Source organism: Dyella humi (assembly GCF_044904605.1).
Classification (GTDB): Bacteria; Pseudomonadota; Gammaproteobacteria; order Xanthomonadales; family Rhodanobacteraceae; genus Dyella_B; species Dyella_B humi.
The window spans coordinates 1,315,311-1,341,542 of sequence record NZ_JADIKI010000023.1; the positions used below are offsets into that span (position 1 = coordinate 1,315,311).

23 protein-coding genes and 1 pseudogene are annotated in these 26,232 nt (G+C 57.5%); 9 read left to right on the top strand and 15 right to left on the bottom strand.

Features of this window, described 5'->3' with window-relative positions; translation table 11 throughout:
* The first annotated feature begins 2 nt into the window (after positions 1-2).
* Positions 3-1,502: an outer membrane beta-barrel protein gene (locus ISP18_RS17195; protein ID WP_380014836.1), complete on the top strand. Its 1,500-nt coding sequence runs from the start codon at positions 3-5 to the stop codon at positions 1,500-1,502.
* 209 nt (positions 1,503-1,711) lie between these two features.
* Here ISP18_RS17195 and ISP18_RS17200 read toward each other — a convergent pair whose 3' ends face one another.
* From ISP18_RS17200 to ISP18_RS17230, 7 genes are all read right to left on the bottom strand, one after another.
* Positions 1,712-4,108, bottom strand: a complete 2,397-nt coding sequence (locus ISP18_RS17200) for a GH92 family glycosyl hydrolase (protein WP_380014839.1) — start codon at positions 4,106-4,108, stop codon at positions 1,712-1,714.
* A 147-nt stretch (positions 4,109-4,255) separates the two neighbouring features.
* On the bottom strand, positions 4,256-7,435 hold the full coding sequence (locus tag ISP18_RS17205; RefSeq protein WP_380014842.1) for a TonB-dependent receptor: 3,180 nt from the start codon (positions 7,433-7,435) through the stop codon (positions 4,256-4,258).
* Positions 7,436-8,346: 911 nt separating this feature from the next.
* Positions 8,347-9,291: an alpha/beta hydrolase gene (locus tag ISP18_RS17210; protein ID WP_380014845.1), complete on the bottom strand. Its 945-nt coding sequence runs from the start codon at positions 9,289-9,291 to the stop codon at positions 8,347-8,349.
* Between the two features lie 105 nt (positions 9,292-9,396).
* On the bottom strand, positions 9,397-9,762 hold the full coding sequence (locus ISP18_RS17215) for a nuclear transport factor 2 family protein (RefSeq protein ID WP_380014848.1): 366 nt from the start codon (positions 9,760-9,762) through the stop codon (positions 9,397-9,399).
* A 118-nt stretch (positions 9,763-9,880) separates the two neighbouring features.
* Entirely contained in the window at positions 9,881-10,513 is a 633-nt protein-coding gene (locus ISP18_RS17220; protein ID WP_380014851.1) for a glutathione S-transferase family protein, read from the bottom strand.
* A 69-nt stretch (positions 10,514-10,582) separates the two neighbouring features.
* Positions 10,583-11,020 (bottom strand): DoxX family protein, encoded by a 438-nt coding sequence (locus ISP18_RS17225; protein WP_380014854.1) that lies wholly within the window; start codon positions 11,018-11,020, stop codon positions 10,583-10,585.
* Between the two features lie 87 nt (positions 11,021-11,107).
* Positions 11,108-11,863, bottom strand: a complete 756-nt coding sequence (locus tag ISP18_RS17230) for an SDR family oxidoreductase (protein ID WP_380014857.1) — start codon at positions 11,861-11,863, stop codon at positions 11,108-11,110.
* A 74-nt stretch (positions 11,864-11,937) separates the two neighbouring features.
* Between ISP18_RS17230 and ISP18_RS17235 the strand changes: the two genes are divergently transcribed.
* Positions 11,938-12,921: a LysR family transcriptional regulator gene (locus ISP18_RS17235; RefSeq protein ID WP_380014860.1), complete on the top strand. Its 984-nt coding sequence runs from the start codon at positions 11,938-11,940 to the stop codon at positions 12,919-12,921.
* 201 nt (positions 12,922-13,122) lie between these two features.
* Here ISP18_RS17235 and ISP18_RS17240 read toward each other — a convergent pair.
* Positions 13,123-13,344 (bottom strand): annotated as a pseudogene (locus tag ISP18_RS17240) (malonic semialdehyde reductase); the annotation flags it as partial.
* On the opposite strand from ISP18_RS17240, the gene ISP18_RS17245 reads away from it, so the two are divergent.
* Together ISP18_RS17245 and ISP18_RS17250 are read left to right on the top strand one after the other, a co-directional pair.
* The gene (locus ISP18_RS17245) at positions 13,342-14,034 is read left to right on the top strand and encodes a substrate binding domain-containing protein (protein WP_380015883.1); all 693 of its coding nucleotides are present in this window, start codon (positions 13,342-13,344) and stop codon (positions 14,032-14,034) included. The pseudogene ISP18_RS17240 and the gene ISP18_RS17245 overlap by 3 nt on opposite strands.
* Positions 14,035-14,165: 131 nt before the next feature.
* Positions 14,166-14,432, top strand: coding sequence for a hypothetical protein (locus ISP18_RS17250; protein WP_380014863.1), 267 nt, complete (start codon positions 14,166-14,168; stop codon positions 14,430-14,432).
* 109 nt (positions 14,433-14,541) lie between these two features.
* Here the strand turns inward: ISP18_RS17250 and ISP18_RS17255 are convergent, their stop codons facing one another.
* Positions 14,542-15,210 (bottom strand): NAD-dependent epimerase/dehydratase family protein, encoded by a 669-nt coding sequence (locus tag ISP18_RS17255; RefSeq protein ID WP_380014866.1) that lies wholly within the window; start codon positions 15,208-15,210, stop codon positions 14,542-14,544.
* Positions 15,211-15,552: 342 nt separating this feature from the next.
* Here ISP18_RS17255 and ISP18_RS17260 point away from each other — a divergent pair, with 342 nt between their 5' ends.
* The gene (locus ISP18_RS17260) at positions 15,553-16,146 is read left to right on the top strand and encodes a dihydrofolate reductase family protein (RefSeq protein ID WP_380014869.1); all 594 of its coding nucleotides are present in this window, start codon (positions 15,553-15,555) and stop codon (positions 16,144-16,146) included.
* A gap of 263 nt (positions 16,147-16,409) precedes the next feature.
* On the opposite strand, the gene ISP18_RS17265 is transcribed toward ISP18_RS17260, so the two are convergent.
* Complete coding sequence (locus tag ISP18_RS17265; RefSeq protein ID WP_380014872.1) at positions 16,410-16,820, bottom strand: hypothetical protein; 411 nt, start codon at positions 16,818-16,820, stop codon at positions 16,410-16,412.
* Positions 16,821-17,222: 402 nt separating this feature from the next.
* Here ISP18_RS17265 and ISP18_RS17270 point away from each other — a divergent pair, with 402 nt between their 5' ends.
* Together ISP18_RS17270 and ISP18_RS17275 are read left to right on the top strand one after the other, a co-directional pair.
* A complete protein-coding gene (locus ISP18_RS17270) occupies positions 17,223-18,788 on the top strand; it encodes a phospholipase D-like domain-containing protein (RefSeq protein ID WP_380014875.1) in 1,566 nt (521 codons plus the stop codon).
* A 270-nt stretch (positions 18,789-19,058) separates the two neighbouring features.
* Complete coding sequence (locus tag ISP18_RS17275) at positions 19,059-20,093, top strand: alpha/beta hydrolase (RefSeq protein ID WP_380014878.1); 1,035 nt, start codon at positions 19,059-19,061, stop codon at positions 20,091-20,093.
* A 321-nt stretch (positions 20,094-20,414) separates the two neighbouring features.
* Here ISP18_RS17275 and ISP18_RS17280 read toward each other — a convergent pair whose 3' ends face one another.
* From ISP18_RS17280 to ISP18_RS17290, 3 genes are all read right to left on the bottom strand, one after another.
* Positions 20,415-20,840 carry a DUF3830 family protein gene (locus tag ISP18_RS17280; protein WP_380014881.1) on the bottom strand — a complete coding sequence of 142 codons (426 nt, stop codon included), beginning with the start codon at positions 20,838-20,840 and terminating at the stop codon, positions 20,415-20,417.
* Between the two features lie 406 nt (positions 20,841-21,246).
* Positions 21,247-21,471 (bottom strand): Imm32 family immunity protein, encoded by a 225-nt coding sequence (locus ISP18_RS17285; RefSeq protein WP_380014884.1) that lies wholly within the window; start codon positions 21,469-21,471, stop codon positions 21,247-21,249.
* Between the two features lie 90 nt (positions 21,472-21,561).
* Positions 21,562-22,491, bottom strand: a complete 930-nt coding sequence (locus ISP18_RS17290) for a LysR family transcriptional regulator (RefSeq protein WP_380014887.1) — start codon at positions 22,489-22,491, stop codon at positions 21,562-21,564.
* 112 nt (positions 22,492-22,603) lie between these two features.
* On the opposite strand from ISP18_RS17290, the gene ISP18_RS17295 reads away from it, so the two are divergent.
* Positions 22,604-23,260 (top strand): NADPH-dependent F420 reductase, encoded by a 657-nt coding sequence (locus tag ISP18_RS17295; RefSeq protein WP_380014890.1) that lies wholly within the window; start codon positions 22,604-22,606, stop codon positions 23,258-23,260.
* A gap of 17 nt (positions 23,261-23,277) precedes the next feature.
* Here ISP18_RS17295 and ISP18_RS17300 read toward each other — a convergent pair whose 3' ends face one another.
* Together ISP18_RS17300 and ISP18_RS17305 are read right to left on the bottom strand one after the other, a co-directional pair.
* Positions 23,278-24,183, bottom strand: a complete 906-nt coding sequence (locus tag ISP18_RS17300) for an FkbM family methyltransferase (protein WP_380014893.1) — start codon at positions 24,181-24,183, stop codon at positions 23,278-23,280.
* 218 nt (positions 24,184-24,401) lie between these two features.
* Entirely contained in the window at positions 24,402-25,316 is a 915-nt protein-coding gene (locus ISP18_RS17305; protein WP_380014896.1) for a LysR substrate-binding domain-containing protein, read from the bottom strand.
* 160 nt (positions 25,317-25,476) lie between these two features.
* Between ISP18_RS17305 and ISP18_RS17310 the strand changes: the two genes are divergently transcribed.
* Entirely contained in the window at positions 25,477-26,223 is a 747-nt protein-coding gene (locus ISP18_RS17310; protein WP_380014899.1) for an isochorismatase family protein, read from the top strand.
* Positions 26,224-26,232: the final 9 nt, after the last annotated feature.

Below are 26,232 nucleotides of genomic sequence, written 5' to 3' on the forward strand. Positions count from 1 at the left end.
CGATGCGTTGCGCGATGCTGGTCGTGGCAATGATGGGCCTTGGGGCGATGACGAGCGCTTTTGGCATGGCGCCCGGTGCGTCAACCGGATCGGTAGACGGCATACCTGCATGGATCGGTGCTGCTGACACCGGCCAGGCAACGCCAGTGTCTGCGCGCAGCAGCGATTGCGCACAAAACATTTTCAAGCGCCTCAGCGCCGCCTATCGTGAGGACGCGCAACCATCCGATCCAAACAGCCCCGTGCCAGCGCGAAGAGGCATGAATGCTCCTTTGGATTCGCCCGCCTTCCCGTCGGCCGAGTGGCAGCTTGGTGGAGTCAGCTTTCCCATTGGCGCACCCGACGAAAATTCGCAATATCCGCTCGAAAAAGCACTTGGCTGCACGGCGCTGGGGCAATGGATGCAGAAACATCGCATTGAGATGTTTGGCTGGGTGAACGTATCAGGAAATATCAGCACTTCGAATTTCACCAACTTTCCGCTTTCGTATCAGGTACGCCCCAATCGCGTCGAATTCGATCAGGCAGTCTTGAACATTCAGCGAATTGTAGACACCGTGCAGACCGATCATCTTGATTGGGGGTTCAACATATCCACGCTGTACGGCTACGACTACCACTTCACAACGATGAAAGGGGTATTTAGCAATCAGCTGCTGAACAATTCACCGCCTAATGCACAGCTTCCCGGCCACATCTATGGCATTGATCCCATGCTGTTCTACGTGGATATCTACGTGCCATGGGTTGCCGAAGGCATGGTGGTCAGGTTCGGCCGCTGGCTGTCGCTGCCGGACATCGAAGCGCAGTTCTCGCCGAACAACTACTTGGTGACCCATTCGATTCTCTATACGGCTGATCCGTACACGCAAATGGGCGTGCTGACGACGACGCGCATCAATGCGCAGTGGACTGTGCAGGTCGGAATCAACGGCAGCGACGACACTGCCGTCTGGAATCACAGTGCGAGGCCCACGTTTCAAGCGTGCGTCCGTTGGGTATCGGCCAGCAACGACGACATGCTCTACCCGTGTATCAACAGCGTGAATGGCAGCGACTACAACTACGACAACCTCCAGATGTATGCCATGACATGGGGCCACCGTTTCAACCAGCGCTTCCACACCCTTACAGAGGCTTATGAGATGTATGCCCGCGGCATTCCCGGCTATGGCCCAGGCGGCATGCCGGGGATGGCGGGGTCTTCACCTCTACCTGGCAAGGCTGGCGAGTTTGGTGTCGTCAACTATATGAACTTTGAGCTGGACACCAGCAACATGGTGTCGTTCCGCAATGAGTTCTACAACGATGAGAAGGGACAGCGCACAGGTTATGCCACGCGCTACAGCGAACACACGCTTGGACTCACGCACTGGGTATCCCAAGATCTCGAAATCCGCCCGGAGCTGCGCTACGACCATTCGTATGACGAAGCCGCCTATGACAAAGGCAAACGCAACTACCAGGTCGTTGCTTTGATCGATGTCATTTTGCATTACTGAGTAGCAGGGAATGGACGTAGATAACCGACGAACAGCAAACGATATTTCTGTTGTACTACGCTATTGATGTCGTTCGCATCGCATTCTGAAATGCTTGCCGTCGTCGGTCGCACGATCTTCGCGTTCGCCGTTGACTGGCGCGCCAGCTCCATCCCTGGAGAGGGCTTTGCAGGCTCTTCGAAGCGAGGCGCATCACTGCTCCCTGCTAATCACTGCCGGTCCACCGACATCGAAGGCGGCGCATCCCTCGGGTCGGCGCCCCAAGCCTTATTTGGCTCGGGTCCCATCGTGAGCACCAACGTAGCACCGTTCGCGATGTCGGCATGGCTGAACCAAGGCTTGGTCCATGGCTTGCCGTTGAGCGTTGCGGATTGGATGTACATGTTCTGGGCCGAGTTGTTGCGCGCGACGATCTCGAAGATCTTGCCGTTGCCCAAATGCAGGCGGACCCGATCGAAGATCGGACTGCCGAGGATGTAGTCGGGGCTGGAGGGATCGACCGGGTAGAAGCCCATTGCACTGAGCACATACCAGGACGAGGTCGAGCCTTGGTCGTCCATGCCAGGGAAGCCATAGCCGCTGGCGTCGCTGCCGTATAGGTCGGCGAGGATGCGGCGCGTCAGCGCTTGCGTCTTCCAGGGCTGGCCACTCCATGCGTAGAGATAGGCCGCCTGCTGATCCGGCTGGTTACCCTGTACATATTCCCCGATCATGCCGGTGCAATCGCGGCAGATGCCCTTGGCCAGATAGGGCGTGGAGAAGAATGCGTCGAGCTTGGCGTTGAACGCGGCGCGCCCGCCGAGCAGTTCGATCAACCCCTGCACATCGTGCGGCACCAGCCAAAGCGTGGACCAGCCCGAGGCTTCCTTCATCATGAAGTTGTAGTAGGGCTCGCCTGGATCGAACGGCGAAATCCACTTGCCGTCCATGGTGCGGCCGCGGAAGAAGCCCACCGACGGATCGAACACGTTGTGATAGTTCGCGGCGCGACGCAGAAACATCTCGGCATCTTCTGTCTTGCCGAGTCGACGTGCGACATCAGCGAGCGCGTGATCGTCCCAGGCGTATTCGAGCGTGGTGGCGACGCCCGCTTTGCCGCCAGCGTAAGGCGGACTGGGATTTTCCGGCGGGACGATGTCGGAGATCCAGCCGTTCTTCATGTACTCGGCCAGGTAGTTGCGCGGACCGCTTGGGTCGGTCGCATTTTTTCGCAAATACGTATAGACGGCCGCGTAGTCGAACGGGATACCACGCTGCCACGCGCCGTCATAGAGGAACACAGCGTGGTCGCCGTGGAACGAGGTGTACATGTAGCCGCGTTCGCGCGCACGGTCCAGCTCGGAACGCATGATGTCCTGCACCACGTTCGGTTCGAGCAGCATCAACAGTGTGATCTGGTTGCGCCCGGTGTCCCAGAAAGGCACCGGTCCGTAGTGGTCGTAGTCGGCAACTTGGACGCGGCCGTCCGCGTCGGCAAAGCGCGCGCCCTTGCGCGCGACCAGCCGTGGACTGGCGAAGGAGTGGTACAGCGTCGAGTAAAACAGCATGCGCTGCTTCGGTGTGCCGCCGTTGACTTCGACGCGGTCGAACAGCTTCGCCCAGGCTGCGCGCGCCTGCGCGTGCACGCGCTCGAAATCCCAGTTAGTACCCTCGGCGCGCAGTCGCTGTTCGGCCTCGTCAGCACTGTGACCATGGGCGACCCTCACCAGCACCTGTTCGCCAGCCTGTGTGTCGAAGGTGACGTAAGCGCCCGCGTAGCTGCCGGACACCGTGCGCCGTCCGGTCTGCACGTCCTCGTCGCCGAATCCTCCGCCCTTGTCGTCGTGGTTCGCGCGGAATGTGCCGAAACTGGCGAACGGTCGCGAGAACTCGGCGACGAACCAGGAGCCGTCCGAGTCGCGCTCCGCGCGTGCGCCCTCGGCGACGCCGCGAATGGTGCGGTCGCCTATCACCTCCACGTTGCCACCGGCGCGGCGCAAGTTGACGACGACGTTCGAGCGGTGGCTCGCCGGAAAGGTGAAGCGCATCAGGCTGGTCCACTGCGTCGCCGTCAGTTCGACGCGGGTGTGGAACGCGGCGAGATCGACCGCGTAGTAGCCGGGCGACGCCTTCTCACTCGCCTTGTCGTAATACGACTGCGCGTAGTCCGGCGGCATGGTCCAGTCGCCCACCACCGGCATGATCATCGGCGCGGCGCGAGCACCGTAGGTCGAGCCGCCGCCGGTGAAACCAATCATTGTCGGACGTCCATAGTTGTATGACGCGGCGACGCCGGTGGGATAGCTGAGATCGGCGTTGACATTGACCGGTGCCGCCTCGGTCGAGCTTTGCGGCAGGCTCGCGCCCGGCGAGGTCATGCCCGAATACAACGGCTCGCCCGGAGGCGGCGCGTTGCCGATCAGTATCTGCTGGTCCAGCGGCGCGGTGCCAACCAGCGGGTTGGCTTCATCGACGGCCGACACCGCGGGTGATGGCGAGTTGCTGTTCTGGGCACGGCCCACGCAGATATTTCCGAGCGCAAAGATCGTCAGCGCGATGGCTATAGCGGCGTGCCGCTTGCATAGCGTTGAAGCGCGACGACGAAGGTGTGCAAGCAATGAGTTCATGGTTTCCTCTTATGCGGAAATGAATGCGCGTCCACTGCCGTGCTTCTCCTTCGAAGCGAATCGTCATCTCGGCGGAGGCCGGAATGACGAAAAGAAGAAGCGCACGCCGCGGGGTCAGGCAAGCAACCCGACCCCGCGTGTCCTTTTTCAACCGCCATCTCCGAACTTGTACGTGACGCCCAGGTAATACTGACGCCCGGCATATTCGAGCTGGTAGAGACGGTCCGCGGTATCGCTACCCAGATACTCGCGAGACGTGGAGCGCGTCAGATTGATGATCGACGCGGTCACCATAAAGTGCTTGGTGAACTCGTAATCCCCGTTCAGATCGATCTGGTTATAAGGCTGCATATACATGGGGAGACCCGACGAAAGCCCTTCCATGGTCCGGCCCGTCCAGTTGCTGGTGGCCCGCAGCAGAAGTCCGTTTTTTTCATAGAACAACGAAATGTTCGCCGCGTATTTGGCGCTGCCGATCAATTCCGACTTTCCGACCTGCGTATTGCCCAACGTAACGGCGGTTTCGTTGGTTTTGTTGAGCGTGTAGTTGGCGATGTAGCCAATGCCGATCGGGAAGGTGTGCTGCGTGTAGATCTCCACGCCCCGGGAAGTACCCGAACGGCCGTTGGCGTTGGTGCTGTACGACATGAACGGCGTCGGCGTGCCGTTGACGTCTACGATCGTGTTGTTGATGGTGACCGGCACGACGAAGTTCTTCACTTTCTTTTGGAACAGATCCACACCGACGACCGATTCGGGCGCGTAGTACCACTCGCCAGCCACGTCGAATTGTGTGGCCGTGAAAGGCTTGAGATCTATGTTGGCGCCGCTGCCGTACCAGCCCGGCAGGGGCGCGCCGAACTGCTTGCGGTCGTTGTAATAAGCCTGGGTGTTATTGGTAAGGCTGCCCAGCTGAGCCAGATCGGTGTAGTTGGCGCGAGCCAACGCTTGCGAGCCGGCAACACGCAGCACGATGTTATTGGGAAGGCTCCATGCAAAGTTAAAGCTGGGAAGCGCCTTGTTGTACCGCTTGCGCAGGGAGGCATTAGTAAAGGACTCCACGACCGCTTGTTCCTGCGGGAGATATTCGAAATCGCCCGGCGCGCACGGTCCACCCGCGATGTTCACGCCGGAGGTCGGACAGATCAGGATGGCACCCTGCGGTGAGTGGTAATACACCGCATTATTGGTGGTGATCAGGTCGGCCACGGTGAGGTTTTGCAGCGTACTCACAAAGCGCAGACCGACATTGCCGCGTATCGTGCCCGTGTCGATGTTCGCCTGGACATAGGCCGCCGAGATCTGTTCGCCGATGGCGGATCGATCTTCGGGGTGAGGATAGACCACCCTGTCGTAGGTCTGGTTGAGGTAGTTGTAATAGGCCGGGAAATTGATCGCCGGGAAGATGTTGTCGTTGAACGCCTTGGTGTTGCCGTTAAGCAGAGAGGGCTCCAGGAAGTTCGCTGGCAGATTGCCAGCATACGGATCACAGGTCTGGAACTGCTCCGTGGTACCTGGACAGTACCAGCGGATTTCGTAGTTCTCCTGCTGGGCGTGGTTGTCGCGGTACTTCAAACCGAACTGCAGCGATTGCATCCAACTGGAATCGAATGCATACGTGAAGTCGACCTGCGCGAAGTTCTGCGAGGTTTGGGTATCGATGTAGTTGGAGCCGGTGGAACCGAGGTCTACCTGACCCTCGCCGGCCAACATGTTTTGCAACGTATTCGGCGAAGCCGTGAGGGTGGGCGTGCCGCTCAAGGTCCACTGGCTTAGCTGGCTGCCGTCCACCCACTGTCCATTGACGAAATTGCGCGGCTTGGCCGCCATGCCGAGCTCCACCGACGGGCCACCTGTCGCCCAAGTACGGCCGACGTTGAACGTTGCGCTGAGGTTGCCCTCGCCTTCCCACTCACCTTCGATGTTGATGGACTGCGAGAGTGCCTTTTCGATGGAGTAGTTGCCTGTTATCCATGGTGTCTGCGAAGAGCAGACGTCCACCGCCTGACGTTGCGCACCGGTAACGGGGTTCGTAAGCGAGTTGCACCCCTGGCCTTGGTTCGGAAGGACGTATTTGGCGCCCGTGACGATCGTGTGCGACGGATCGAACGTCAGTCCATTGGGAGCAAGCAGATTGCCTTGCTGATCCGCATAGCTGCCGGTGGGTAGGCCCCACTCGGGAATTTCCACCGTGTTCTCGATCTGGTCTTGCTGCCGCTGGAAGCGGAAGTAGTTACCCGTCAACAGGAAATTCTTGGTGGGCTTAAATTGCAGAGTGACCTGAGCGCCCTTGGTCTTCAGATCCAGGTTGTTGATGCTGGTGCTGAACTGCTGCGGCATCCAGTAGCCCGAATAGCTGTTGCCGGCCTGGTCGGTCACGCCGCCGCCGGGCCAAAGGTTGATGTTGGGTTCTACGGAACTGCCGAACTGTTGGCCATGCACGTTCACTGGCGGCTGCGTGCAGGTGGCAAAGCTGGTGCAGTTGTTGGACCACCAATGCCAGTTCGAAGCATTGGAGAGGTAATCGGTATCTTGGCGTTCTTGATACGAACCCGCGACCAGTACACCGAAGGTCTGAGCCTTGTTGCGCCACGACCACAAGGCCGAAACCTGCGGTTTGACCTTGCTGCTGTTGTCGGAGCCTGCGCCATTTATGGAGATGAAGCCGTCATTGGGGGACATTTCCAACGGACGGCGCGTGTGCAGATCTACCACACCACCGATGCCACCCTCGTCCAGGCGCGCTTCAAGACTTTTGTAGAGCTTGATGTCCGAGAACATGTTGGCCGGCATCAACGTGTAGTTGAACGAGCGCGATAACGAGTCCGAGGTATCGGCTGAAGCCACGTAATTGCCGTTCAATTCGGTCAACGTAAGCTCGGGCGCGAGGCCACGGATGCTGACCGTTTTTCCCTCGCCGGCGTCGCGACTGATCACCACGCCCGGAACATGTGCAAGCGCGTCGGCGATGTTCTTGGCGGGAAACTGCGAGATGTTCTGCGCGTTGATGACCTCGACAATGGAATTGGAATCGCGCTTCTCCAGCATGTTCTGGTCGATCGATTGGCGAAAGCTCGAGACGACAATCGTCTGCAGGGTCGTGGGGTTGTTTGCGTCCCCGGTTTTTTTCTCATCGGCCTTCTTGGCCTTTTTGCTATCGGACGGTTGTGCGGTGGAGGGTGCTGTCGTTGGACTTGCAGAAGGCGGAGACGTCTGCGCGGCAAAGGCAATCGCGGGTACTCCCATACAGCCGCCAAATGACAAGGTCGCCAAAGCGAGCGCGGCGTACAACGGCTTGCGTGTAGACACGTATGGCAGGTAGGTCATTTTTCTTGATTCCCTTACTTGGTGCGCCCTTCTGGACTCGGCGCGGTGATCCCCCTGTTTGATCACGTGCTGCGGATACGCGATTTATGGCTATAGGCGTCCTCCTCTCCCTTCGATTTGGATCGATCCAAAATTTCGATAACTAACGGGCGCTCCGCTCGTCAGCGATGGATGTTTCAAAGCCCTAGATGCGCTGCAGCGAAGGCCCGGGTCTGGCGTAGCGGCACGTCGCCGCTTCCCCTGGCACAGCCAGAGCCGGACAAATGAATAAGGCCGAAGTCGCGAACGCGAGCACGCATGCGGCGCGCTGGCCTGCCATGACGGGAATGCTGACGGCTTCTGATTTCATGTGGCGACTTCCCATTCCCCTCAACCGGTCTGGCGGGAAGCAGCGACATGCCGGCCGGTGCATAGCGCGCACGTCCATAGCCCTCTCCACCCCAGGCCAAACCATTCAGACCGTTCGCAGCCGCGACATGATCTGAATCACTGTTGATTTGGATCGATCTAAAATCCCCTAAGGGCAAATAAACACCCTGAAGACGCAAGGTGTCACGCTGCGGCGCAAAAACGCAGCGTTCGACCGGCGGTATTTCACGCCGGCTTGATCGTCAAAAGATGGAAAGCGTCCGCGATAAATTCCGGACACGCTACGCTGGCTTAGTGATGCCATAAAAACGGTAGCGAAGCGGACATACGAGAAGTCGATTGTTATCCGGAAAAAGCGGCCCTGCATCCAACCTCAAACACCGCACGATCAACTAAGCGATCTGGCCTTGGAGATCACCAGCAGTGGCTTCACGAGTGCCAGAGCAGCGAACACTCCATGCGCAATGCCTATGGTCATCGCCACCCCGAACGGCATCTTGAAAACCAATCCTCTCTGCCAAGACCCAGCGACAGCTAGGTCATCAGAGAGCGGCGTCGAGCCTCTCAGCAAGGAAGTCGCCGACCGCGTCCATCGCTTGATCGGCCGCCTTCAACGTGCCGACGCGTCCGACGAACCCATGCGGCATACCCATCCAGACGTCCAACTTAGCGTCAACGCCAGCGACGATTGCTCTTGCAACGTATCGGCGAGAGTCATCCAGCAACACTTCGTCGTCGCCCACGTGCACACGGACGGATGGCAACCCCGCAACAGGCCCGGCTAGGGGCGAAGCCAACGCGCTGCTCGGGTCAGCATCCCGCAGGTACGCTTGTACGAGTTGCACGACCTGGGCGCGGGTGAAGAGAGGATCGGCGTCCGCGCGCGTCACGTAGGTTTCGCCGGCCAGCGTCAAATCGGTGACCGGCGAGAAGACTGCAACGCCGACAAGCTCCGCGTCGGTCGAGCCACCTGCGTCCACTGTTCGAGCCGCTAGGCCAAGCGCGAGATTGCCGCCAGCAGAGTCCCCTGTAAGAACAAGCCGGCGATAACCCTTTTGCGCGAGCCCCTTGTAGCAGGCCCAAACGTCCTCCGTCGCACCTGGAAAGGGATGCTCCGGGGCGAGCCGGTAGTCCGGAATGAAAGCACTGACTCCGACACGCGCCGCGATTTGTCCAACGAGGTTGATGAAGGCCGCCGCAGATCCGAAGTTGAACCAGCCGCCGTGCAGATGCAGAAGCGCACATCCCGGCCGTGCATTCGCGGGGTGTACCCACGTTCCTGGCACGCCGCCGATTGTGTCCACTTCTGATCTCACGTTGTTCGGCACCGAGACACTCGCCATAACGGCGTCGAACGGTCCCCGGGCTTCAACTCCGCGCAAGGCGCCCTTGGCGGGGGCCGCCATGATGCGCATCTTGGCCACGATTGGTGCATCGTCCGGATCGAGCGGGTGCACCGATGCAAAGTCGTTCGTCTTCAGGTTCATCGCTGATCTCGGCGCTCGCCGCTCCTTTCACTTGTTCGATTTCGCATTCGCGTAGGGACATCGACTATTCGAACAGATCGAGTCCAGCGAAAGCACCTAGTTATGTCATGCCGGGTTTGAATCGAGGAATACATAAAGCGCTGCGATCCTCTCGTCGCGAACGATGATCACATCCCAGCCTGTGTAGTCGGGCGACTCGCCGCGCGGACCAGAACCCCACGCCAAGCGGCCGGCATTATGAAGAGCCTGCGGTTTGCTATGCGGTGTGTAGACGAAGTGCGGGTGTGTCGCGCGAAGGTCTCCGGCGAATTTGTCGAGAGCGTCGTACCCGCCGAGTACTCCCAGTGGTGTGTAAACCGCACAGTCTTCAGTATAGAGCTCCTCGATGGCTGCACGACGACGTGTCGCGTTACCTTCGCCGAAAACCTCTTGAAGATTGCGATGAAGCAGTTCATGGATACGGTCACTCATAACACTTCTCCTTAGTCATTGACTGTGGACCGGATGGCGGTCGCATGGTGTGGAAATTTCTTGCACGTCCATTTCCAGCAGAAGCTGCGTCAGGAAAATGGTCGATGGGGTGCTCGTGCTATTGAACGAGCGCCTGGGTCTTGGCGATGGCGGTGACGACGGCGGGGCGTGCCGAGATGTCGTCATACCAATGGGCGACGGACGGAAACTTATCGAGGGATGCTCCGATCGCCTGGTGGCGCCACATCCACCCGAAATGGGCAATGTCCGCGATGCTGTATGCGTCACCTGCCACGTACCGGTGATGCTTGAGGCCGTGCTCGAGTACGCCGAGCACGCGATCGACCTCCGCTAAGGCGCGTGCCTTGGCTTCGGGTTGAGGTGACGACTGCATCGTGACCAGGAATGCTTGTAGAAATGCTGGACTCAGGCCAGACGCGTGGAAGAAAAGTTGTTCGAAGACCTTCCCGCGATGGGCGCCATCCTTCGGTAGAAATTGCCCGGTCTTCTCTGCAAGGTAGACAAGAATCGCAGCGGATTCGCTGATTACCACGTCGCCTTCTGCGAGCTTGGAGGAACGATCGATAAGAACGGGGACTTTCGCGTTGGAATTCAGCGCCCTGAACGCCTCGGTCTTCTGCTCGCCCTGGCGCAAATTCACTGGAACGAGCTTGTAATCGAGTCCCATCTCTTCCAGCGCGATAGGAACTTTGACGCTGTTGGGCGTGGCGAATGCGAGAACTTCAAACATGGTCATTTCCTTTTTTTGTCACGGCTTTTTGTCACGGCTGGAGCGACCTTCGCCGCTCCAGCCGATATGTCAGGACCGACGGCCATCGAGGCTCACGCGGCCGCCACCGAAAGCGATCACGTGCAGCAGACCGCCCGCTATCGCGACGTTCTTGAAGAAATGGATGAACTGGTTCTGGTCGCCGAAGTGGTTGTGGAAGAACGCGGCGGTTGCCAGCGTGAACACGAACATCACGCTCGCGACGATGCGAGTGCGGTAGCCGAGCAGCAGCGTGATGCCGCCGACGATCTCGGTAAACGCGGCAAGTCCGAACGCCACCGACGGCAACGGCAGTCCGACGGACTGGATGTAGCCGATCGTCATCGCCGGCGCGGCGAGTTTCGAAAGCCCGGCAAGAAGGAAAAGAGTGCTGATCAGCACGCGGCCTACGGCCGGAACGATCGTGGTGACAGCGCTGGGAATGGCCGAGGGAACGACCGTGGTTTCTGCATAAGTCTGGTTGTTCATGGGAATGTCCTTGGTGGTTGATCGCCTATGGCGACGTTTGAGGTGTGTCGAACTGCGTGGCCGGTTCGGTCACTGAATGCGTTTTCATTAGATCTGCGCTTGTCCGCCGTCGACGAAGAGTTCGGTGCCGGCGACGAAGCTCGAGTCGGAGGAAGCGAGGAAGACGGCAGCGCCTGCAACTTCTTCGGGGTTACCCACACGCCCCAGCGGGATCGTTGAGGCCATGTAGTCGAGCAGGCCCTGTTGTTGCGCGGCGTCGGGGCCCGCGAGGTCGACGAGGCCAGACGTCTTGATCGGGCCCGGGCTAATGACATTGACGCGGATGCCGCGAGACTTCAGATCAAGCGTCCAGCTGCGCGCAAAGTTGCGCACGGCCGCCTTCGAGGCGCTGTAGACACTGAACGCGGGCGTGCCTTTGATGCTGACGTTGGAAGCGGTAAGAATCACTGAGGCACCGTCGACCAGCAGCGGCAGTGCCTTCTGCACCGTAAAGAGCACGCCCTTCACGTTGCGGCCGAACGTGTCGTCATAGTGCTCTTCGGTGATGGACCCCAAAGGCAACATCGAGCCGCCACCGGCATTGACGAACAGCACATCGATGCGACCTGCCTCTGTCTTCACACGCTCGTAGAGGCGATTGAGATCGCTGAGATTGGAGGAATCCGCCTTGACGCCCGTGGCCTTCGGGCCGATTGCCGTAACGGCGGCATCGAGCTCTACTTGGCGGCGGCCGGTGACAAAAACCTGCGCGCCTTCGGTGGCGAAACGCTTGGCGGTGGCGAGGCCGATTCCAGTGGTACCGCCGGTCACGACGGCAATTTTTCCTTCGAGTTTGCGAACCATGATTTGTCTCCGGGATGAGGTGATGTGGTGCGACGAGACAAATCTACGGCTGCGTGCTACTTTTCGAAATAGCAATGAATGAAAACTACCGTTGCAGGATTGTTATGTCGAAACTACCGGATTTCGAAGGGCTGGCGATGTTCGGAAAGGTCGCCGAAGAAGGTTCGTTCGCCGCGGCGGCAACCGCGATGGGTGTCTCGGTCGCCACGGTCTCCCGGGCGGTGACCCGCCTTGAAGAGCGGCTGGGAGGACGACTGTTCAACCGCACCTCCCGGCGACTTGCACTCACGGACTATGGCCGCTCGCTTGCCGAGCGAGCGGCGAAAATTTATGCCGATGCGGAGGAGGCCGAGGATGTCGCACGCGAGACTTCAAGCCGCCCGCGTGGTCTTGTAAAGCTCGCGGCGCCACTCTCCTTTGGCACTCGCTGGGTCGCGCCGTTGTTGCCCGAGTTTTTTCGGACCTATCCGGATATTTCCGTCGATCTTCATCTCACGGACGCACATGCCGATCTGATTGGCGATGGCTTTGATGCCGCTCTCCGCATCGCCATCATGGAAGACTCGTCACTTGTCGCGCGTCTCATTGCGCCCGTGCGTCGGTTTGTCGTGGCATCGCCAACCTATCTGTCTCGCTATGGTCGTCCCCAGCATCCGCATGATCTTGGCGCCCACCAGTGTCTGACCTACGTCAACAGGAATAAGCGCGACGTCTGGCGCTTTACTCACAAAAATGGTGAGGAATGCACAGTCACACCCACCGGAGCGTTGCGAGGAACGAGTGTGGAAGCGTTGCTGCCCACAGTCCTCGCTGGACTTGCCATCACCGAACTTCCTGAGTTTGTGGCGACACAGTATTTCCCAGACAAACAGCTTGAGCCCGTTTTGACCGATTGGCGCATGCCCGAAGGTGGTCTGTATTTCGTAACACCCACTGCCCGCGCGCGACCCGCGAAAGTTAGCGCGCTGGCCGACTTCTTCATCTCCAAACTCACTGCGGCGGAATGGAGTGCAGAAAAACTCATGGGGTGGAAACCACCGGGTCACGGCAGAAAGTGATTTTGACCTTCTTCAAGGTCTGTTATGCGTTGGGCCTGATGGTGTCCGCTTGGGGTTGCGGATTCAGCAGGTGGATGCAACACCAACTGTGGTTAGAGGCACTGCGCCTTACATACATTTGACGCTGCGTTGTAACTCGCTCGGTGGAAATGTCGATCTCAATGTGTGTTTCGACGCGGTGCATGAGTATTGGCGCGCCCCTTAGGCTTCGCGGCTAGATGCCTCGAACGTCAAGCGCGGATTGCGAGCGAACATGACTTCACCGGAACCGTAACCGATCGAGCAGATGAAATTGGATTTGACCCGGGTCCCTGCAAAGAACTCCCTGTCCACGGCATCATTATCGAAGCCCGACATAGGACCGCAGTCGAGTCCCAGTGCTCGTGCCGCCAAAATCATATACGCGCCCTGGAGGCTGCGATTGCCGAGGCAGCGGCCCACAACAGCGAGCCGGCAGGTGTCTTGAAAGTCAGCATGAGTCCATCGATTGGCCTCCCGTATATCCTGCCTTTGCTGCCGCCCTTCCTGGCCAAGTACCCACGAATCAAGCCGGAATGGCACTTCGAGAACCGGCCCGTGGATCTGATCGCCGAGAACTACGATGCTGCCATCGGTGGTGCCTTCGATCTCACTCCAGGTCTCGTGTCGCGCAAGCTGGCCCCGGTGCACGTCGTCGTCGTGGCCTCACCGGCCTACATGTCCGGCCGTACGCCACCGACCGATCCGTCTGAACTTGCTGTCTTCAACGGCATCGTCATGCGCTCGCTGCACACGGGACGAATTCGCCAGTGGATGTTCCGAAGTGCGAAGGGGATCGAGGTAGCTGGAACGCTGACCGAAACCATCGTCGTGAATGATCCTGCCGCGATGCGCGAAGCTGCACGTCTTGGCCTGGGTGTGTCATTGATCGCTCTGTTCGATGTACTGCCCGAATTGGAGCGCGGCGATCTAATTCGACTGCTTCCGAACTGGTACGCGGATGCCGGCGCCATATCGCTCTACTACGCATCACGAACGCACATTTCGGCCAAGACGCGCGTTTTTGTCGATTTCGTCGTCAACGCCTTCAAAAGCGAGCGATTGGATCTTCGGTTCGCCAGCAGCCTAGGTTAGGTCGACTTTAGACCCTCGCCAGCGTCACTCGAGAGAAGAAAAACAGGGTGTTCACCCATGCGTTTCCCCGTTTCAGTGGCAACCAGCTTTGCGCGCCTATCCTTTAAACGGATGAGACTTGAGATGCCGCTATGTCCGAGGATACGAAGACCCCGCTCGAACACGTCAACGACGTCCTTGCGCAACTCAAAGAGATGCGTCACTACGCGAAGAACAACGTCGAAACCCTGACGGCGCAGTGGCTACTGTTCGACGGCGAGTTGAAGAAGCTCAAGCAAGGCGGACCGATCGAGACGTTGATGACGCGCCAAAGCGAGTTGCACGATGCGCTGAACGAGGAGATCGCCACGCTTGAGGAACTGGCTGCGACGCTGCAGCCGCCTCCGGAGGAGGCTTAGTTGGCGACTTCGGCCCAATCCGGAGCCTGCGGTCAGCTGTAGGCTGGACGTGAAGACTCCGTTTCCAAGCGATGGTGGGCGCTTGCGTACGCGTTGCGAACAAGCGCCTCTAATGTGCCCGCGATCGTTGCCTCATCGCGGCATTTTCCAAGATTGTCGTGCCGTCTTGCCCGTGGAGAAATTCACCGACAAAGGCCCGACCAATATCGTCCTGATCAATCGTCCCAAACGATCCCGGAACGAAACGCCCCAGCAAAGCAAGATACCTTGGAGTGTGCGCATTACCCGCAATGATGCCGGGACGAAAAATTGCTAGACGCTTAAATCCGAGGCTCCGCACGGCATCTTCTTTTTCGCCCATGATGCGGGCATAACGAATCCAGCTCTTAGCGCTACTACCGGCTGCCGAAAGTAGCCCGAATCGTTCGATTCCCGCCGCCAGGCAGCCACGCGCAAACGCGCCGACCAAGCCAATTTCCAGTTTCCTAATGTCCTCTTCGCTCCATTGCTGACTTCCTTTACCGATGCCGATACATGACGCAGCATATAACGGTTCACCCTGCGCACTGCAGGTCCGGGCAAGTTCGGTAATCGCACTGGCAAAATTTGCCGCATCGGTATCCATGATCACTTGGCGCAGACGCGCGTCGGCCGCAAGAGGAATCGTTCGGCGATTGACCATCACGACTTCCGTGCACGAGCTGGCAGCGAGCAAAGCCCGTACCAGTGCCGACCCAACTTGCCCGGTACCACCGACAACCAAAACGCGAAAACTCATGGTATGCCTTTCTCCGAGTCATATCGCTGCAGTATTTTAAGCGCGATGGAAGGTCTGCTCAGGGTCGAAAGCGGAACCGGCCAGGTCATTCGCCACCATGGCAATCTTCGTTGCGTCAGGCGTAGCATTCGTGGCGGACTCACTCTCATGATCCCATGTCCGGATCAGTGTGATCCGACTGGCTCTTCAAAGCCATCTGTCGAATCGGGAGAAATCCATTCGATCAATCAGGCGGACCGCTGCTGAGAAGTTGCATTTATACGCTGGACATCGCGACAGCGACCGTTTACCTCAAGCGTTAGGCGGCTTGCTAGGCTTCCTTCAAATACGTCAGGTCCAACCATGACAAAGCTCGATTCGCGCGTAACGATTCATATGGCGGCAAGCCTTGACGGATTCATTGCGCGCAAGGATGGGCGCGTTGATTGGCTCGAAACTTCGGACGAATTTGCGGGCGGTGACACTATGGATCCGGAATTCGTGAAAACGTTTCTTAGCACAATCGATTGTTACGTCATGGGGGCGCGTACTTATGAAACTGCGTTGGGTTTTGAAGCCAAAGGCTTCGGGTGGGCATATGGCGACAAACCCACTTTTGTCCTCACCACGCGTGATCTACCGCGAACCCGAAATACCATCGAGTTCTACACAGGTGATCTTGCACAGCTAGTGAATGAACGCCTGCGCCCGAGATTCCGTTCCATCTGGTTTGCCGGAGGCGGTTCGGTTTCCGGTGAGTGTCTCCGCCTCGGGCTAGCCGACGAAGTGCGTTATTCAATTCTGCCTATCTTAATTGGCGACGGCATTGCATTCTTTGAAAAGCTCGACAGAGATATTCCGTTGCATCTAACTGAGGTCAAAGCCTACAAAAGCGGTATGGTGGCTCTGTGCTACCAAGTGCAAGCACGTCATGGCGAGCGACCAAGCGCTGCCTAACTATTCATGCATGGACTCCCATTGCAGCTGATCGAGTAAAACGGGATTAGGCAAGCAGTGTGGTTGCAGTCTTGTATACGGCCTTCGGGGAGCATAGGCATGAACAGGCGGTCCGCGGCGAGTTCGTACCAAGGTCCGTCAATGTATTTACACGATCCTTCCTTTTGTCATTTTTTTGTAGTGCCTGCTTCGGATCGGAAGCGGACATCTCCGGTCGCCGATGCCCGGCCGCTTTGTTTGGACGACAACATTATCGTTAGCGGTCACAAGGTGAGGCGCTGCCTCAGATCCTTGCAGCGAGCCTCCAAACCCACCAAGGCGAGTCTGTCTCGGCCCACGAACAAATAGTGGTGCGCATCGGGGGACCATTTATTGACGTCGGTAAACTCCTCGCCAAATGCGCGAGCGCACGCAAGGTTGTTGGTTTGCCAGATTTTTAGACCTGGATGGACAACCAAAAACGGATGGTGCTCATCCCAGCGATGACCTGCCAGCGTCCCGTCACGATGCAGTGCAATTAGCGCCTCGACCGACTCACGGTTCGCCATCCCATCACGCAAGCACCCCTCGACCAAAAGAGGGTCCAGCATATCCACGATGAAATCACGGAAGTGCCGAGCGCGGGCTTTGTCTTCGTCCGAGGGCGGGGTGGCGGTGGTGATAGGTGCGGTCATAAGCGGCCTGCTTGGTCTACCTAGAGCCACTATAGAGTTGTATTGGGGCAGAGAAACAGAGGCTCGCGCTGATTTGAGTACCCCAATGGATTCCGTGCGTAGATCTTAATGTCCACCTTGGTCGGAAGCAGACAGTTCAAACTCCTCGTCATTCATCATCCTCTCCTATCAGACTGCTCGTGTTGGGTCAGAAGCGGACATTTGCCAATGGTCTTCACCCACGTTGGTGAATCGTCGCTTTGCTGAACAGTGTACGACGGGCGTTGCGACGCGGGATGTAACAAAGCCCGACGCACGCCGGCAGTCAGCAGGGATAGCGGCTGGTTATGCTAAATGAACAATCAACCGGAGCGGGAATGGTCCGCGAGCAGCGGGCTGGCTGGCCAACTTGAGGGTGTAAGCATGCGAACAGATCGCTGGGTCGTCGCGTTTGCCTTCACAATCGTTTGTCTTTTCCTTCAGGCGTGCTCCACGCTTCCGCCCAGCACGGCGAAGGTGGAGACGCATCACCTGCCGGCAGCCGCCGATACGCCATCGGCGCGATACGCCCACACGGAGGTGGACAAGCATCCGCACCAGTCGGGCTTTCGTTTGCTGACACTGAGCACGAACGCACTGCTCAGTCGTGTGGCGCTGATCGATCATGCCGCGCACTCGATCGACCTGCAGTACTACATCTTCGCCAACGACATGACCGGGCACCTGATGATGCAGCACCTCCTTGCTGCTGCCGACCGTGGCGTGCGCGTGCGGATGCTCATCGACGACGACAACTTCGATGACAAGGATCGTCTGTTCGAAGCGCTCAACTCGCACCCGAACATCGAAATTCGTCTGTTCAATCCATTCCGGACACGGAACCCAACGCTGGTGTCGCGTGCCGTCCAGTTTATGCTGGAGTGGCGACGCCTCAATCGGCGCATGCATAACAAGGTGTTCATCGTCGACAACAACGTGGCCGTCATCGGTGGACGTAACATTGGCGACCCTTACTTCGATGCAGGCAGCGACACGCACTTTCGCGACCTCGACGTGGTGGCCATCGGTCCGGTTGTACAGCAGGCTTCCGATGCATTCGATGCCTACTGGAACTGCGATGCCGCTTATCCACTCGACCAGCTTAAGAAGACAGATGATTCCGGCATACGTCTCGCTGCCGCACGGTTGATTCTCCAGAAAGAGGTGCGCAAATTCGCGCAATCGGACTATGCGCAGGCCGTGATGGACGAGTTGCCCGATGGGCCAACCGCCGACAAGCGCGGGGCATGGTTTTGGGGCAATGCCGAGTTCGTGGCCGATCAGCCGGAGAAAATCGAAAGCGACGGCGACGTGCCCGCGTTGCGCATCGGCCCGCGACTCAAGACTATGCTGGACGGCGCACAACACGAGATACTTGCGACGACGCCCTACTTCATACCCGGCGATGCTGGCACCAAGCGTCTCGTGTCGCGGGCTCAGAGTGGCGTGTCCATCAAGATACTGACGAACTCACTCGCGTCGACTGACGAGACGGCGGCGCATGCGGGGTATGTGCACTATCGCAAAGCGCTGGTAGAAGGTGGCGTGCAGCTCTACGAACTCAAACCAACATCGGGCCAGAGTCAGCCAACCACATCCATTGGCAAATCGTCGGGCATCAGCCTTCACGCCAAGACCATTGTCGTGGACGATCGCGAGGTCTTCATAGGCTCTCTCAACATGGATCAGCGCTCCAAGCTGCTCAACACCGAAATGGGCGTGATCGTGGATTCGCCTGGGTTGGCCCGCGCCATCAGCGATTTCTTCCACACCGCGACGCAACCTTTAAATGCGTACCAAGTGACGATCGACCCGGCTACCCACCAACTTGTCTGGCAGGCGAAGGAGAATGGCAAACCGGTCACCTATCAGACCGAGCCCAGTGCAAACGCCAAGCGACGTACGGAAGTCACCCTGCTGCGCCAACTTCCCATCGATAGTTTGCTGTAGCCACTACGTGGATGACGCACGCATAGATCAATGCATGGCTTCATCCGGCTCTTCCGGCAGCCTGTCGCATTTCACCCAATAAGCTCTGCTTTGGGTCTAAAGCAGACCAAACAAGTGCTAGTGAAACCTTCACCAAAGCCACGTCCCTGTTACATCGCATTGACCTTGAACAGATCATGTTCGCTCTGGAATGTCCCCCATTTGGCATATTGCCGCCTTTCATGCACGCTCCGATGATCTGTCAACAGATCAGGGATTGTCTCTCCCATCATGAAAACACAGCTACGTCGATCGCTGGTATCACTATGCAGCGTTTTGCTATTTGGGGTGGCTATCGAAAAGCCGGCTCATGCCTTCGACGCTGCCGCAGCGCCCTATTACCACGCTCATCGTTTAGTCGAAATAGCGTCCGGCCGTAAGCTTAATCTGTATTGCGTAGGGACCGGCAGCCCGGTGGTCATATTCGACTATGGCTGGGGTGGGCCGCCGACTGCGTGGGAATACATCCAGACCGCTATCGGACGTCTGACAACCGCCTGCACCTATGATCGAGCCGGCTACGGTTTTTCGGAGGCAGGTCCGTTGCCACGCGATACGTCCGCGTTAGTGACCGACCTTCATCAATTACTGATAGCGGCCCATTTGAAGCCGCCTTATGTGTTTGTCGGCCATTCTTTGGCTGGATTGAACGGCGTGCTGTTTGCCGACAGGTATCTAAAGCAGATGGCTGGTATGGTGCTCGTCGATCCCGCTTTTGCGCATCAAGATGTAAAGTTCAATGCGATACCCGGCGTCAAGGAAAAGTTTGCGGCGTTCGCGCCAGATTATGCGGAATGCGTTGCGGTGGCGAAGTCCGGGCAACTGCCCACTGATGCCAAGCGGATACAGGATTGCCTCGACCGTGACCCGCACGACGATGCAACTGCAAAAGCCGTCAAAGACCAGTGGGATATGAGCGTGGCTCATTGGATCACATTGCAATCCGAAGACGGGTCTTCCAACCCGCTTTCTTCCGGCGGAGACGTCGACGGCGCTGAATTGGATGCGGCCCGACGCAACTGGGGCGATCTTCCATTGATCGTCTTGACCAGCAGTGACAAGCATTACGCGGGATTCCCCGCGAAACAGATTTCAGCAATGAGCGAGCTTTGGAAGAGTGGACACGATGAGCTTGCCTCCCGCTCGACACGCGGCCGCAATATTGTGATCCCCGGTTCGGACCATTACATCCAACTCGACCATCCGGATGCGGTGATCCAAGCCATCGAGCAGGTATTGAAGATGGCAAACCAGAGTAGAGATTAATCACTTCACTGATGGTACTCGGCTGCTACAGCCGGTACATGATCGACCAGCCACAAAAGATCGACTATTCGTCCCACGTAAGCCGATCACGTGGGACCTCCCTTTGATCAAGCGCCAGTGGCTTGAGCACAGGCAGAAAAAAAAGCACCGCGGAGGGTACCGACTTCACAAAGCTCGGAGAACATCCGCGCCATAGCATCGGTATGCATCCATTCGCATAGCTCGACTGCACCGATCACCGGCCCGGATGGCCTCTCCCCGTCTGCTCTTCAGTGCTGCGAACCAACGGCAGACGAATAGAGAGCAGTAGCACCGCACTGACTAGATCTGTTCGAACAGCACGTCTTGCGCGCCTTCCCAGAGCACCTTGACGCCGAGCTCACGCAGACGTTCCTTGCCTTCGATGACAGTCAGGAAGTGATTGCCGGCCAGTTGCCCCATCTTGCTCGCAAAGCAGCAGGAGCCATATGCAAGGATGATTTCCGTTTCACTATAACCGCCGGGATAAAACAGGATGTCGCCTACCGACGGATGGCTTGTGTGATTTTCGAAGCCCACTGCCTTGCCGTCGTTCTCCAGCTTAAAGTCGTCGAGCGGCACCCAGCAACCTTCGCCGCTCCAGCGGACGTGGATCAACTTCTGGCGATACGGCAGGAGTTTCAAGAAGGCGCTCACCGTCTGCGGTGCGTCCGGGTTGGTCTCGGCGATGAATTCGAGGCCGCAGGAGGTGATTCGAAGTCGCGTCATTGCAATCTATCCCCTTAGTCAGGTTGAACGGGATCGTCGGCCGCTATTATGTGGGCGGAGGCCGTTAGCTAGGCGGAAAGTAGTAACCGGCTAAATATGCAAAGTTTGGAACGTTACGGGCAAAACAATAATCAAGCCCACGACATAGAGCGCGACGTAGCTTGCCCCAAGCCATAGCCACGGATTCATCAGGGGGCGCTTCGCCAAGTAGTTGATGATCTGGGCGAACAGCAAGAACCGCAGCCACCGAAAAATAGGCCAAAGATTGCATTGTGCGCCTCTATGAGACGGAAATTTTGGCTAGTAAAACTGTCCAATTTCGCCTGTGATCGGCTAGATCTACTGCGGTCATAGACCGATCTTTGTTAGGTTCGCTTCGGGTCGGAGGCAGAGATTGGGGACGTACTCAAGTCGCCTTAGCGACAATGAACTGAGGATCATCCCGCAGGGTAGAAATGCGATCGTTCAGATGCACATGATCAAAGTCGGATCGCTCCATTTCATTCGCGACGTCAGCCAGAAGCTTGGCTATGACTCGCAGTTCTTCCGGACTAGCCACTACGGTTACTTCCTTCAATATTGCTGGCCGGTGTTCGTCGTAAGCATCCGCCGTGTATCCATATAGCTTCATGCCAACCTCGATTGCATAGTCGCTTAGCAGTATTTCAAAACGTCCGCTTTGGGTCGAAAGCCGACACGCCAAATACTATTCGAACGTGCCTCAACCCGGGCTTCCAGCGAAGCGCTCGGCGTAGCGGTGGTGCCGAAACTCCTCGATCACATAATCGATAAAGACACGAGTCTTGGCCGGTAGCGACATGCGTGTGGAGTAATAGAGCGAAATCGATCCGGCATCGGCATACCAATGAGGCAATAGGCGTACGAGCGAACCGCTTTCTAGGTGCGGAAGAACATCGGGCATCGCGAGCATGGCGACCCCCAAACCCTGAACTGCCGCCTCGGTCATCGGGCCCGGATCATTAAGGATTACGCGCGCTTTGATCGGCGCCGGAGCTTCGTTGCCGCGCGCATCGCGCAGTGTCCAGATACGGATGCGACCTGAATTGCTTGAGCGCATGACGATACCGTCCCATTCGCCGAGGTCTTCGGGCGAGACAAGCTTCTTTCTTCCTTTCACATAGGAAGGCGACGCGACGGCGACGATATGCGCCGGAGCCAGGGGACGTGCCACCACACCTGGCGAGAGCTCGAAACCGCCGCCGATGGCAGCGTCGAACCCTTCGGTAACGAGATCGACCTGGCGGCTTTCGAGCTGCCAGTCGATTCGCACATCGGGATAGCGATGTAGAAAGGCGGGCAGCATGGGAAGTAGGTATCGCGTCCCGAGCGACATGGGGACGCTGACCTTCAATGTTCCGGCGGGTGCACCTTGGTCGGCACTCGTGTCGGCAATGGCGGACTGCAACGCGTCCAGATTGCCGCGAATGGATTGGAGGAAACGTTCACCTGCTTCGGTCAGGGTGAGCTTGCGCGTATTTCGGTGAAACAGGCGCACGCCGAGGTTTCGCTCCAAGAGCGCGACGTTGCGGCTGATGGCAGCCGGCGTCAGGCCAATGTGCCGGGCAGCGGCGGAAAAACCACCGAGCTCGGCACTTCGAACGAAGGATTCCAGGTTGGCAAGCGTTTCCATGGACACCTTCAAATTTCAGTTGAAAATGATTCCAACTATTTGAGACTACTGATGGAGGAGACGAAATTCCATAGTGCTGTCCAGGCAATCGGGCCTTTTTGGAGATTTCGTCATGAACAACCCTGTTTCCGCGTCGCGCGCTGACTCAACCACTTCGGTGATCGATGGCTCCCGCAGTATCGGCATCATCGGGGCGGGGCAGATCGGCTCCGCTTTCGCTCGGGCACTTGCCCGCCACAACATCCCTGCGGTCATTGCCAACAGTCGCGGCCCGGCATCCTTGCAGTCGTTGGCCAGTGAGGTTGGCCCATCCCTTCGCGCGGGGACACGCGAGGAAGCGGCCAAGGCCGACATCGTCCTTGTTGCGGTGACTTGGTCGAAATTGCCTGATGCGATGGCGGGGCTCGATCTGCGCAGCCGCATCGTCATCGACGCCAACAACCCGATCGAACCGCCTACGTTCCATCCCGCTAATTTGAAGGGGCGCACATCGAGCGAGGTCTTCGCCGATCTGGTTCCCGGCGCGCGCGTGGTGAAAGCGTTCAATCATCTGCCAGCGTTGCTGGTATCGGACGATCCTCAAGCGGAAGGCGGACGCCGGGTACTTTTCTTCTCCGGTGACGATATGCAGGCTAAACGCGACGTGGCGTCGCTCATCGAATCCCTAGGCTTCTTCGGCATCGATCTGGGCTCGCTCGCTGTGGGTGGACGCCTGACGGAAATCCCTGGCGGGCCGTTGCCCATTCACAATCTCGTCAAATATGGCTAAGCCATCCAGCGGCAATATCAGGCATCTTTTTGAACCCAGCTGGGAAGCGCGATGATGAAGCTGTAAAAATCCGGCGTAATTGTGCTTGTTACGACAATCTTTGTTTGTTCGCCCAATAATATGCGGAGCAAGGGGGTGAGTACGAACTTAAGAAACGACGGCAACGGAAGGGGATATCTTCTAACTATAGCAAAATCTTTATATCCAAATTCTTTTAATAACGACAAGACTTGTGATTCACCATTTACAAAGTCATCAATGTGCTGCTCAAATAGAATTATTGGTCTGTGTTCTTGTATTATTTTTTTGGCTCCCATTAGGGCTTTGCATTCATGGCCCTCCACATCTATTTTCAATAACTTGACGTTTTCGAACTCGGAAAAGGAGTCAAGCGTTACCAGTTTTATGTCTACTGATTTAGAGTCTCTCGACTCGCTTATGGTTGAGCGGCCAAAGTTTGTCTCAGGACCGGACAGAACCGCGCTTCCATCCTTATCAGATAGGCCGACATTGTGGCAGGAAACGTTGTTGACCAGCTCTGCGTTTAGAGAGAGAACCTTAAATATGCGTGGGTGTGGCTCGAAACTGACAACGCGTTTAAAGTAATCGGAAAAATAGAGACTGTGATTTCCAATGTTAGCCCCGATATCAAGTGCCGTGGCTTCTTTGAAGTCTATACCGACTGACTCGATCCACTCAAAAAACGTATCCAAGTCATCTTTTTCATATACGCCATTTAGATTTATATTATGCGCAATAAAATCGAAGGAAAAAACCACAAGCTGCTTTCGATGTTCGGAAATATGTTTTCTTGATTGCCTGCGAAGCAGCTGAATCATAAGCCAACGGAAACATTCTTTTAAAAATGCCAGCCGGCTGTGTTTTTTCCTAAAAATAAGCTCTGCTGTATTTGTCTGCGTCATTATCGATTGCCTTATCCGCGCGGAGCTCTGAGGAAGTCGAGACACTATCTCCCGGGCGCAAATCTAATGCCCACCTATAAAATCGGCCCGCAGAGCGTACACATCGAGATGTCCACGATCGGTAGATTCCTCTTCTGCTACATGAATGAGCCGATGGTTACTCAGGTTTGGGAAAGACGAGGGCTTCGCACCTGAACTCTATCGGCGTCGATTCACGTCTAGAGGGTGATCGCCTTGGGAAATTCCGCCACAAGGTGATCTACAAAGGCACGGACAGCTGGCAAAAGGCCATGGCGGTCCGGAATCAAGGCAGTGATGGTTGAGTCACCCGCTTTCCAGTCCGGGAGTACGCGTGTGATTTCGCCCGATCGGATCTCGTCGCAGCAGGTGTATCCGGGCAGCGCAACAATGCCCAAACCGTCGAGCGCGGCCTGCTTCAGGGAAATGATGTCGTCGCTGAGCAAGCGAGGAGTGAGCGGAAGTATCAGCTCTTCCCGCGCGTCACGCACCGGGCGGCTGAGATGCCACGCGGGTGCGACTCCGCTTCGCATCAAGAATAGCGACGGATGTTTGGCGAGGTCTTGCGGTGCCTTCGGAGTGCCGACGCGACTGAGGTAGTCCGTTCCGGCAAACAGGTACCAAGGCGCTGGCGCAAGCGTGCGTTGAACCAGGCTGGAATCCGGCAACGGGACCGAGTGCGCGCGAATGGCCACGTCGAAATTCTCGCCAACTAAGTCAACGTTTCGATCGATAGCGTGCTCGACGAGGTTGACCTTTGGGTACTTCGCGATGAAATCGCTGACCATCTTCCGCATCGCAAACTGTGCAGTGATCACTGCTGCGGTGAAGCGGACCGTGCCCGACGGCTCAGACAGCCGTTGGCGAATGACACTTTCAGCTTGCTCGGCACGTTGGAGCATTCCGACGGCGTGTCGGTAGAACTCCTCGCCGGCGTCGGTCACGCCGAAGCGGCGAGATGTTCGATTCAGGAGGCGAACCCCCAGGTCATTCTCAAGCCGCTGTATTCGGCCACTGAGCGTTGATTTAGGTACACGCAGTGTCCGTCCAGCGGAGGTGAAGCCCCCGCGATCGACGACTTGGACGAAGTAGTAGAAGTCATTCAAGTCCAGCATGGTGGCCTCATCGTTCGGCTTACCGGATGATACTTCCGAGTTTTCACAACTTCTCAGACGATGATACGCGCCTTAGCTTTGACCATGTCGAGAGGCGCTCTGTCGCTGTCCATTCGCGAGGCCGCAGTGGCCTGCGGGACTTATCTCGATGGAGCCAACTATGGATCGACGTTCGTTTCTTCAGCAGGCCGGTGTCGGCACGGCCGCAGTTGCTGTCGCAGCCGCGCCATCCATTGTGGCCGCAGTAGGTCAATCACCTCGTAAGACCAAAGCGAGAACTGCCATGTCCAATCCATTCATGCCTTACACCCCTCTCACGCAGGACAACGCGGCCCTTGTCCTCGTCGATCATCAGGTTGGCCTCATGACCGGCGTCCGTGACTACTCTACTGGCGAGCTGAAACACAACGTCGTCGCGCTCGCGAAAGCGGCCAGTATCTTGAAGCTTCCCATCGTCGTCACGACGACCGCGCGTGACAGCATGTGGGGACCCACCTTTCCGGAACTCGTCGAGGCATTGCCCGGCGTCCAAATCATCGATCGATCTTCCGTCAATGCGTGGGACGACCATCGCGTCGCCGCGGCCATCGAAGCGACTGGGCGAAAGAAGTTGATCTTTGCGGGTATTTCGCTGGAAGTTTGTGCAGCGTTTCCCGCGATGACCGCTATTAGCAAAGGCTACGAGTCGTATGTGGCGGTCGATGCATCCGGAACGTTCAGCGAAACCAAGCGCCAGGCAGGTCTTCTTCGTATGCAGCAGGCGGGTGTGATCCTTTCCGATTACGGCACGCTTATGGTCGAGATACTCAAAGACAACGCACGCCCAGAAGCGGGTCCGGTGTACGGTGCTATGGACATGCCGTGGGCCGTGCTCGTTGGTCAAGTTGCCAAGGCGTACGGCAAGTAATCGACAGCG

Excerpts from the sequence above, each read along its gene's own strand:
- ISP18_RS17285 (WP_380014884.1), bottom strand. The coding sequence starts at position 21,471 with ATGAAGCTATATGGATACACGGCGGATGCTTACGACGAACACCGGCCA.
- ISP18_RS17205 (WP_380014842.1), bottom strand. The coding sequence starts at position 7,435 with ATGACCTACCTGCCATACGTGTCTACACGCAAGCCGTTGTACGCCGCG.
- ISP18_RS17230 (WP_380014857.1), bottom strand. The coding sequence starts at position 11,863 with ATGGTTCGCAAACTCGAAGGAAAAATTGCCGTCGTGACCGGCGGTACC.
- ISP18_RS17270 (WP_380014875.1), top strand. The coding sequence starts at position 17,223 with ATGCGAACAGATCGCTGGGTCGTCGCGTTTGCCTTCACAATCGTTTGT.
- ISP18_RS17215 (WP_380014848.1), bottom strand. The coding sequence starts at position 9,762 with ATGAGTGACCGTATCCATGAACTGCTTCATCGCAATCTTCAAGAGGTT.
- ISP18_RS17235 (WP_380014860.1), top strand. The coding sequence starts at position 11,938 with ATGAATGAAAACTACCGTTGCAGGATTGTTATGTCGAAACTACCGGAT.
- ISP18_RS17255 (WP_380014866.1), bottom strand. The coding sequence starts at position 15,210 with ATGAGTTTTCGCGTTTTGGTTGTCGGTGGTACCGGGCAAGTTGGGTCG.
- ISP18_RS17295 (WP_380014890.1), top strand. The coding sequence starts at position 22,604 with ATGAACAACCCTGTTTCCGCGTCGCGCGCTGACTCAACCACTTCGGTG.
- ISP18_RS17280 (WP_380014881.1), bottom strand. The coding sequence starts at position 20,840 with ATGACGCGACTTCGAATCACCTCCTGCGGCCTCGAATTCATCGCCGAG.
- ISP18_RS17195 (WP_380014836.1), top strand. The coding sequence starts at position 3 with ATGCGTTGCGCGATGCTGGTCGTGGCAATGATGGGCCTTGGGGCGATG.
- ISP18_RS17275 (WP_380014878.1), top strand. The coding sequence starts at position 19,059 with ATGAAAACACAGCTACGTCGATCGCTGGTATCACTATGCAGCGTTTTG.
- ISP18_RS17200 (WP_380014839.1), bottom strand. The coding sequence starts at position 4,108 with ATGAACTCATTGCTTGCACACCTTCGTCGTCGCGCTTCAACGCTATGC.
- ISP18_RS17305 (WP_380014896.1), bottom strand. The coding sequence starts at position 25,316 with ATGCTGGACTTGAATGACTTCTACTACTTCGTCCAAGTCGTCGATCGC.
- ISP18_RS17250 (WP_380014863.1), top strand. The coding sequence starts at position 14,166 with ATGTCCGAGGATACGAAGACCCCGCTCGAACACGTCAACGACGTCCTT.
- ISP18_RS17290 (WP_380014887.1), bottom strand. The coding sequence starts at position 22,491 with ATGGAAACGCTTGCCAACCTGGAATCCTTCGTTCGAAGTGCCGAGCTC.
- ISP18_RS17310 (WP_380014899.1), top strand. The coding sequence starts at position 25,477 with ATGGATCGACGTTCGTTTCTTCAGCAGGCCGGTGTCGGCACGGCCGCA.
- ISP18_RS17265 (WP_380014872.1), bottom strand. The coding sequence starts at position 16,820 with ATGACCGCACCTATCACCACCGCCACCCCGCCCTCGGACGAAGACAAA.
- ISP18_RS17260 (WP_380014869.1), top strand. The coding sequence starts at position 15,553 with ATGACAAAGCTCGATTCGCGCGTAACGATTCATATGGCGGCAAGCCTT.
- ISP18_RS17210 (WP_380014845.1), bottom strand. The coding sequence starts at position 9,291 with ATGAACCTGAAGACGAACGACTTTGCATCGGTGCACCCGCTCGATCCG.
- ISP18_RS17300 (WP_380014893.1), bottom strand. The coding sequence starts at position 24,183 with ATGACGCAGACAAATACAGCAGAGCTTATTTTTAGGAAAAAACACAGC.
- ISP18_RS17220 (WP_380014851.1), bottom strand. The coding sequence starts at position 10,513 with ATGTTTGAAGTTCTCGCATTCGCCACGCCCAACAGCGTCAAAGTTCCT.
- ISP18_RS17225 (WP_380014854.1), bottom strand. The coding sequence starts at position 11,020 with ATGAACAACCAGACTTATGCAGAAACCACGGTCGTTCCCTCGGCCATT.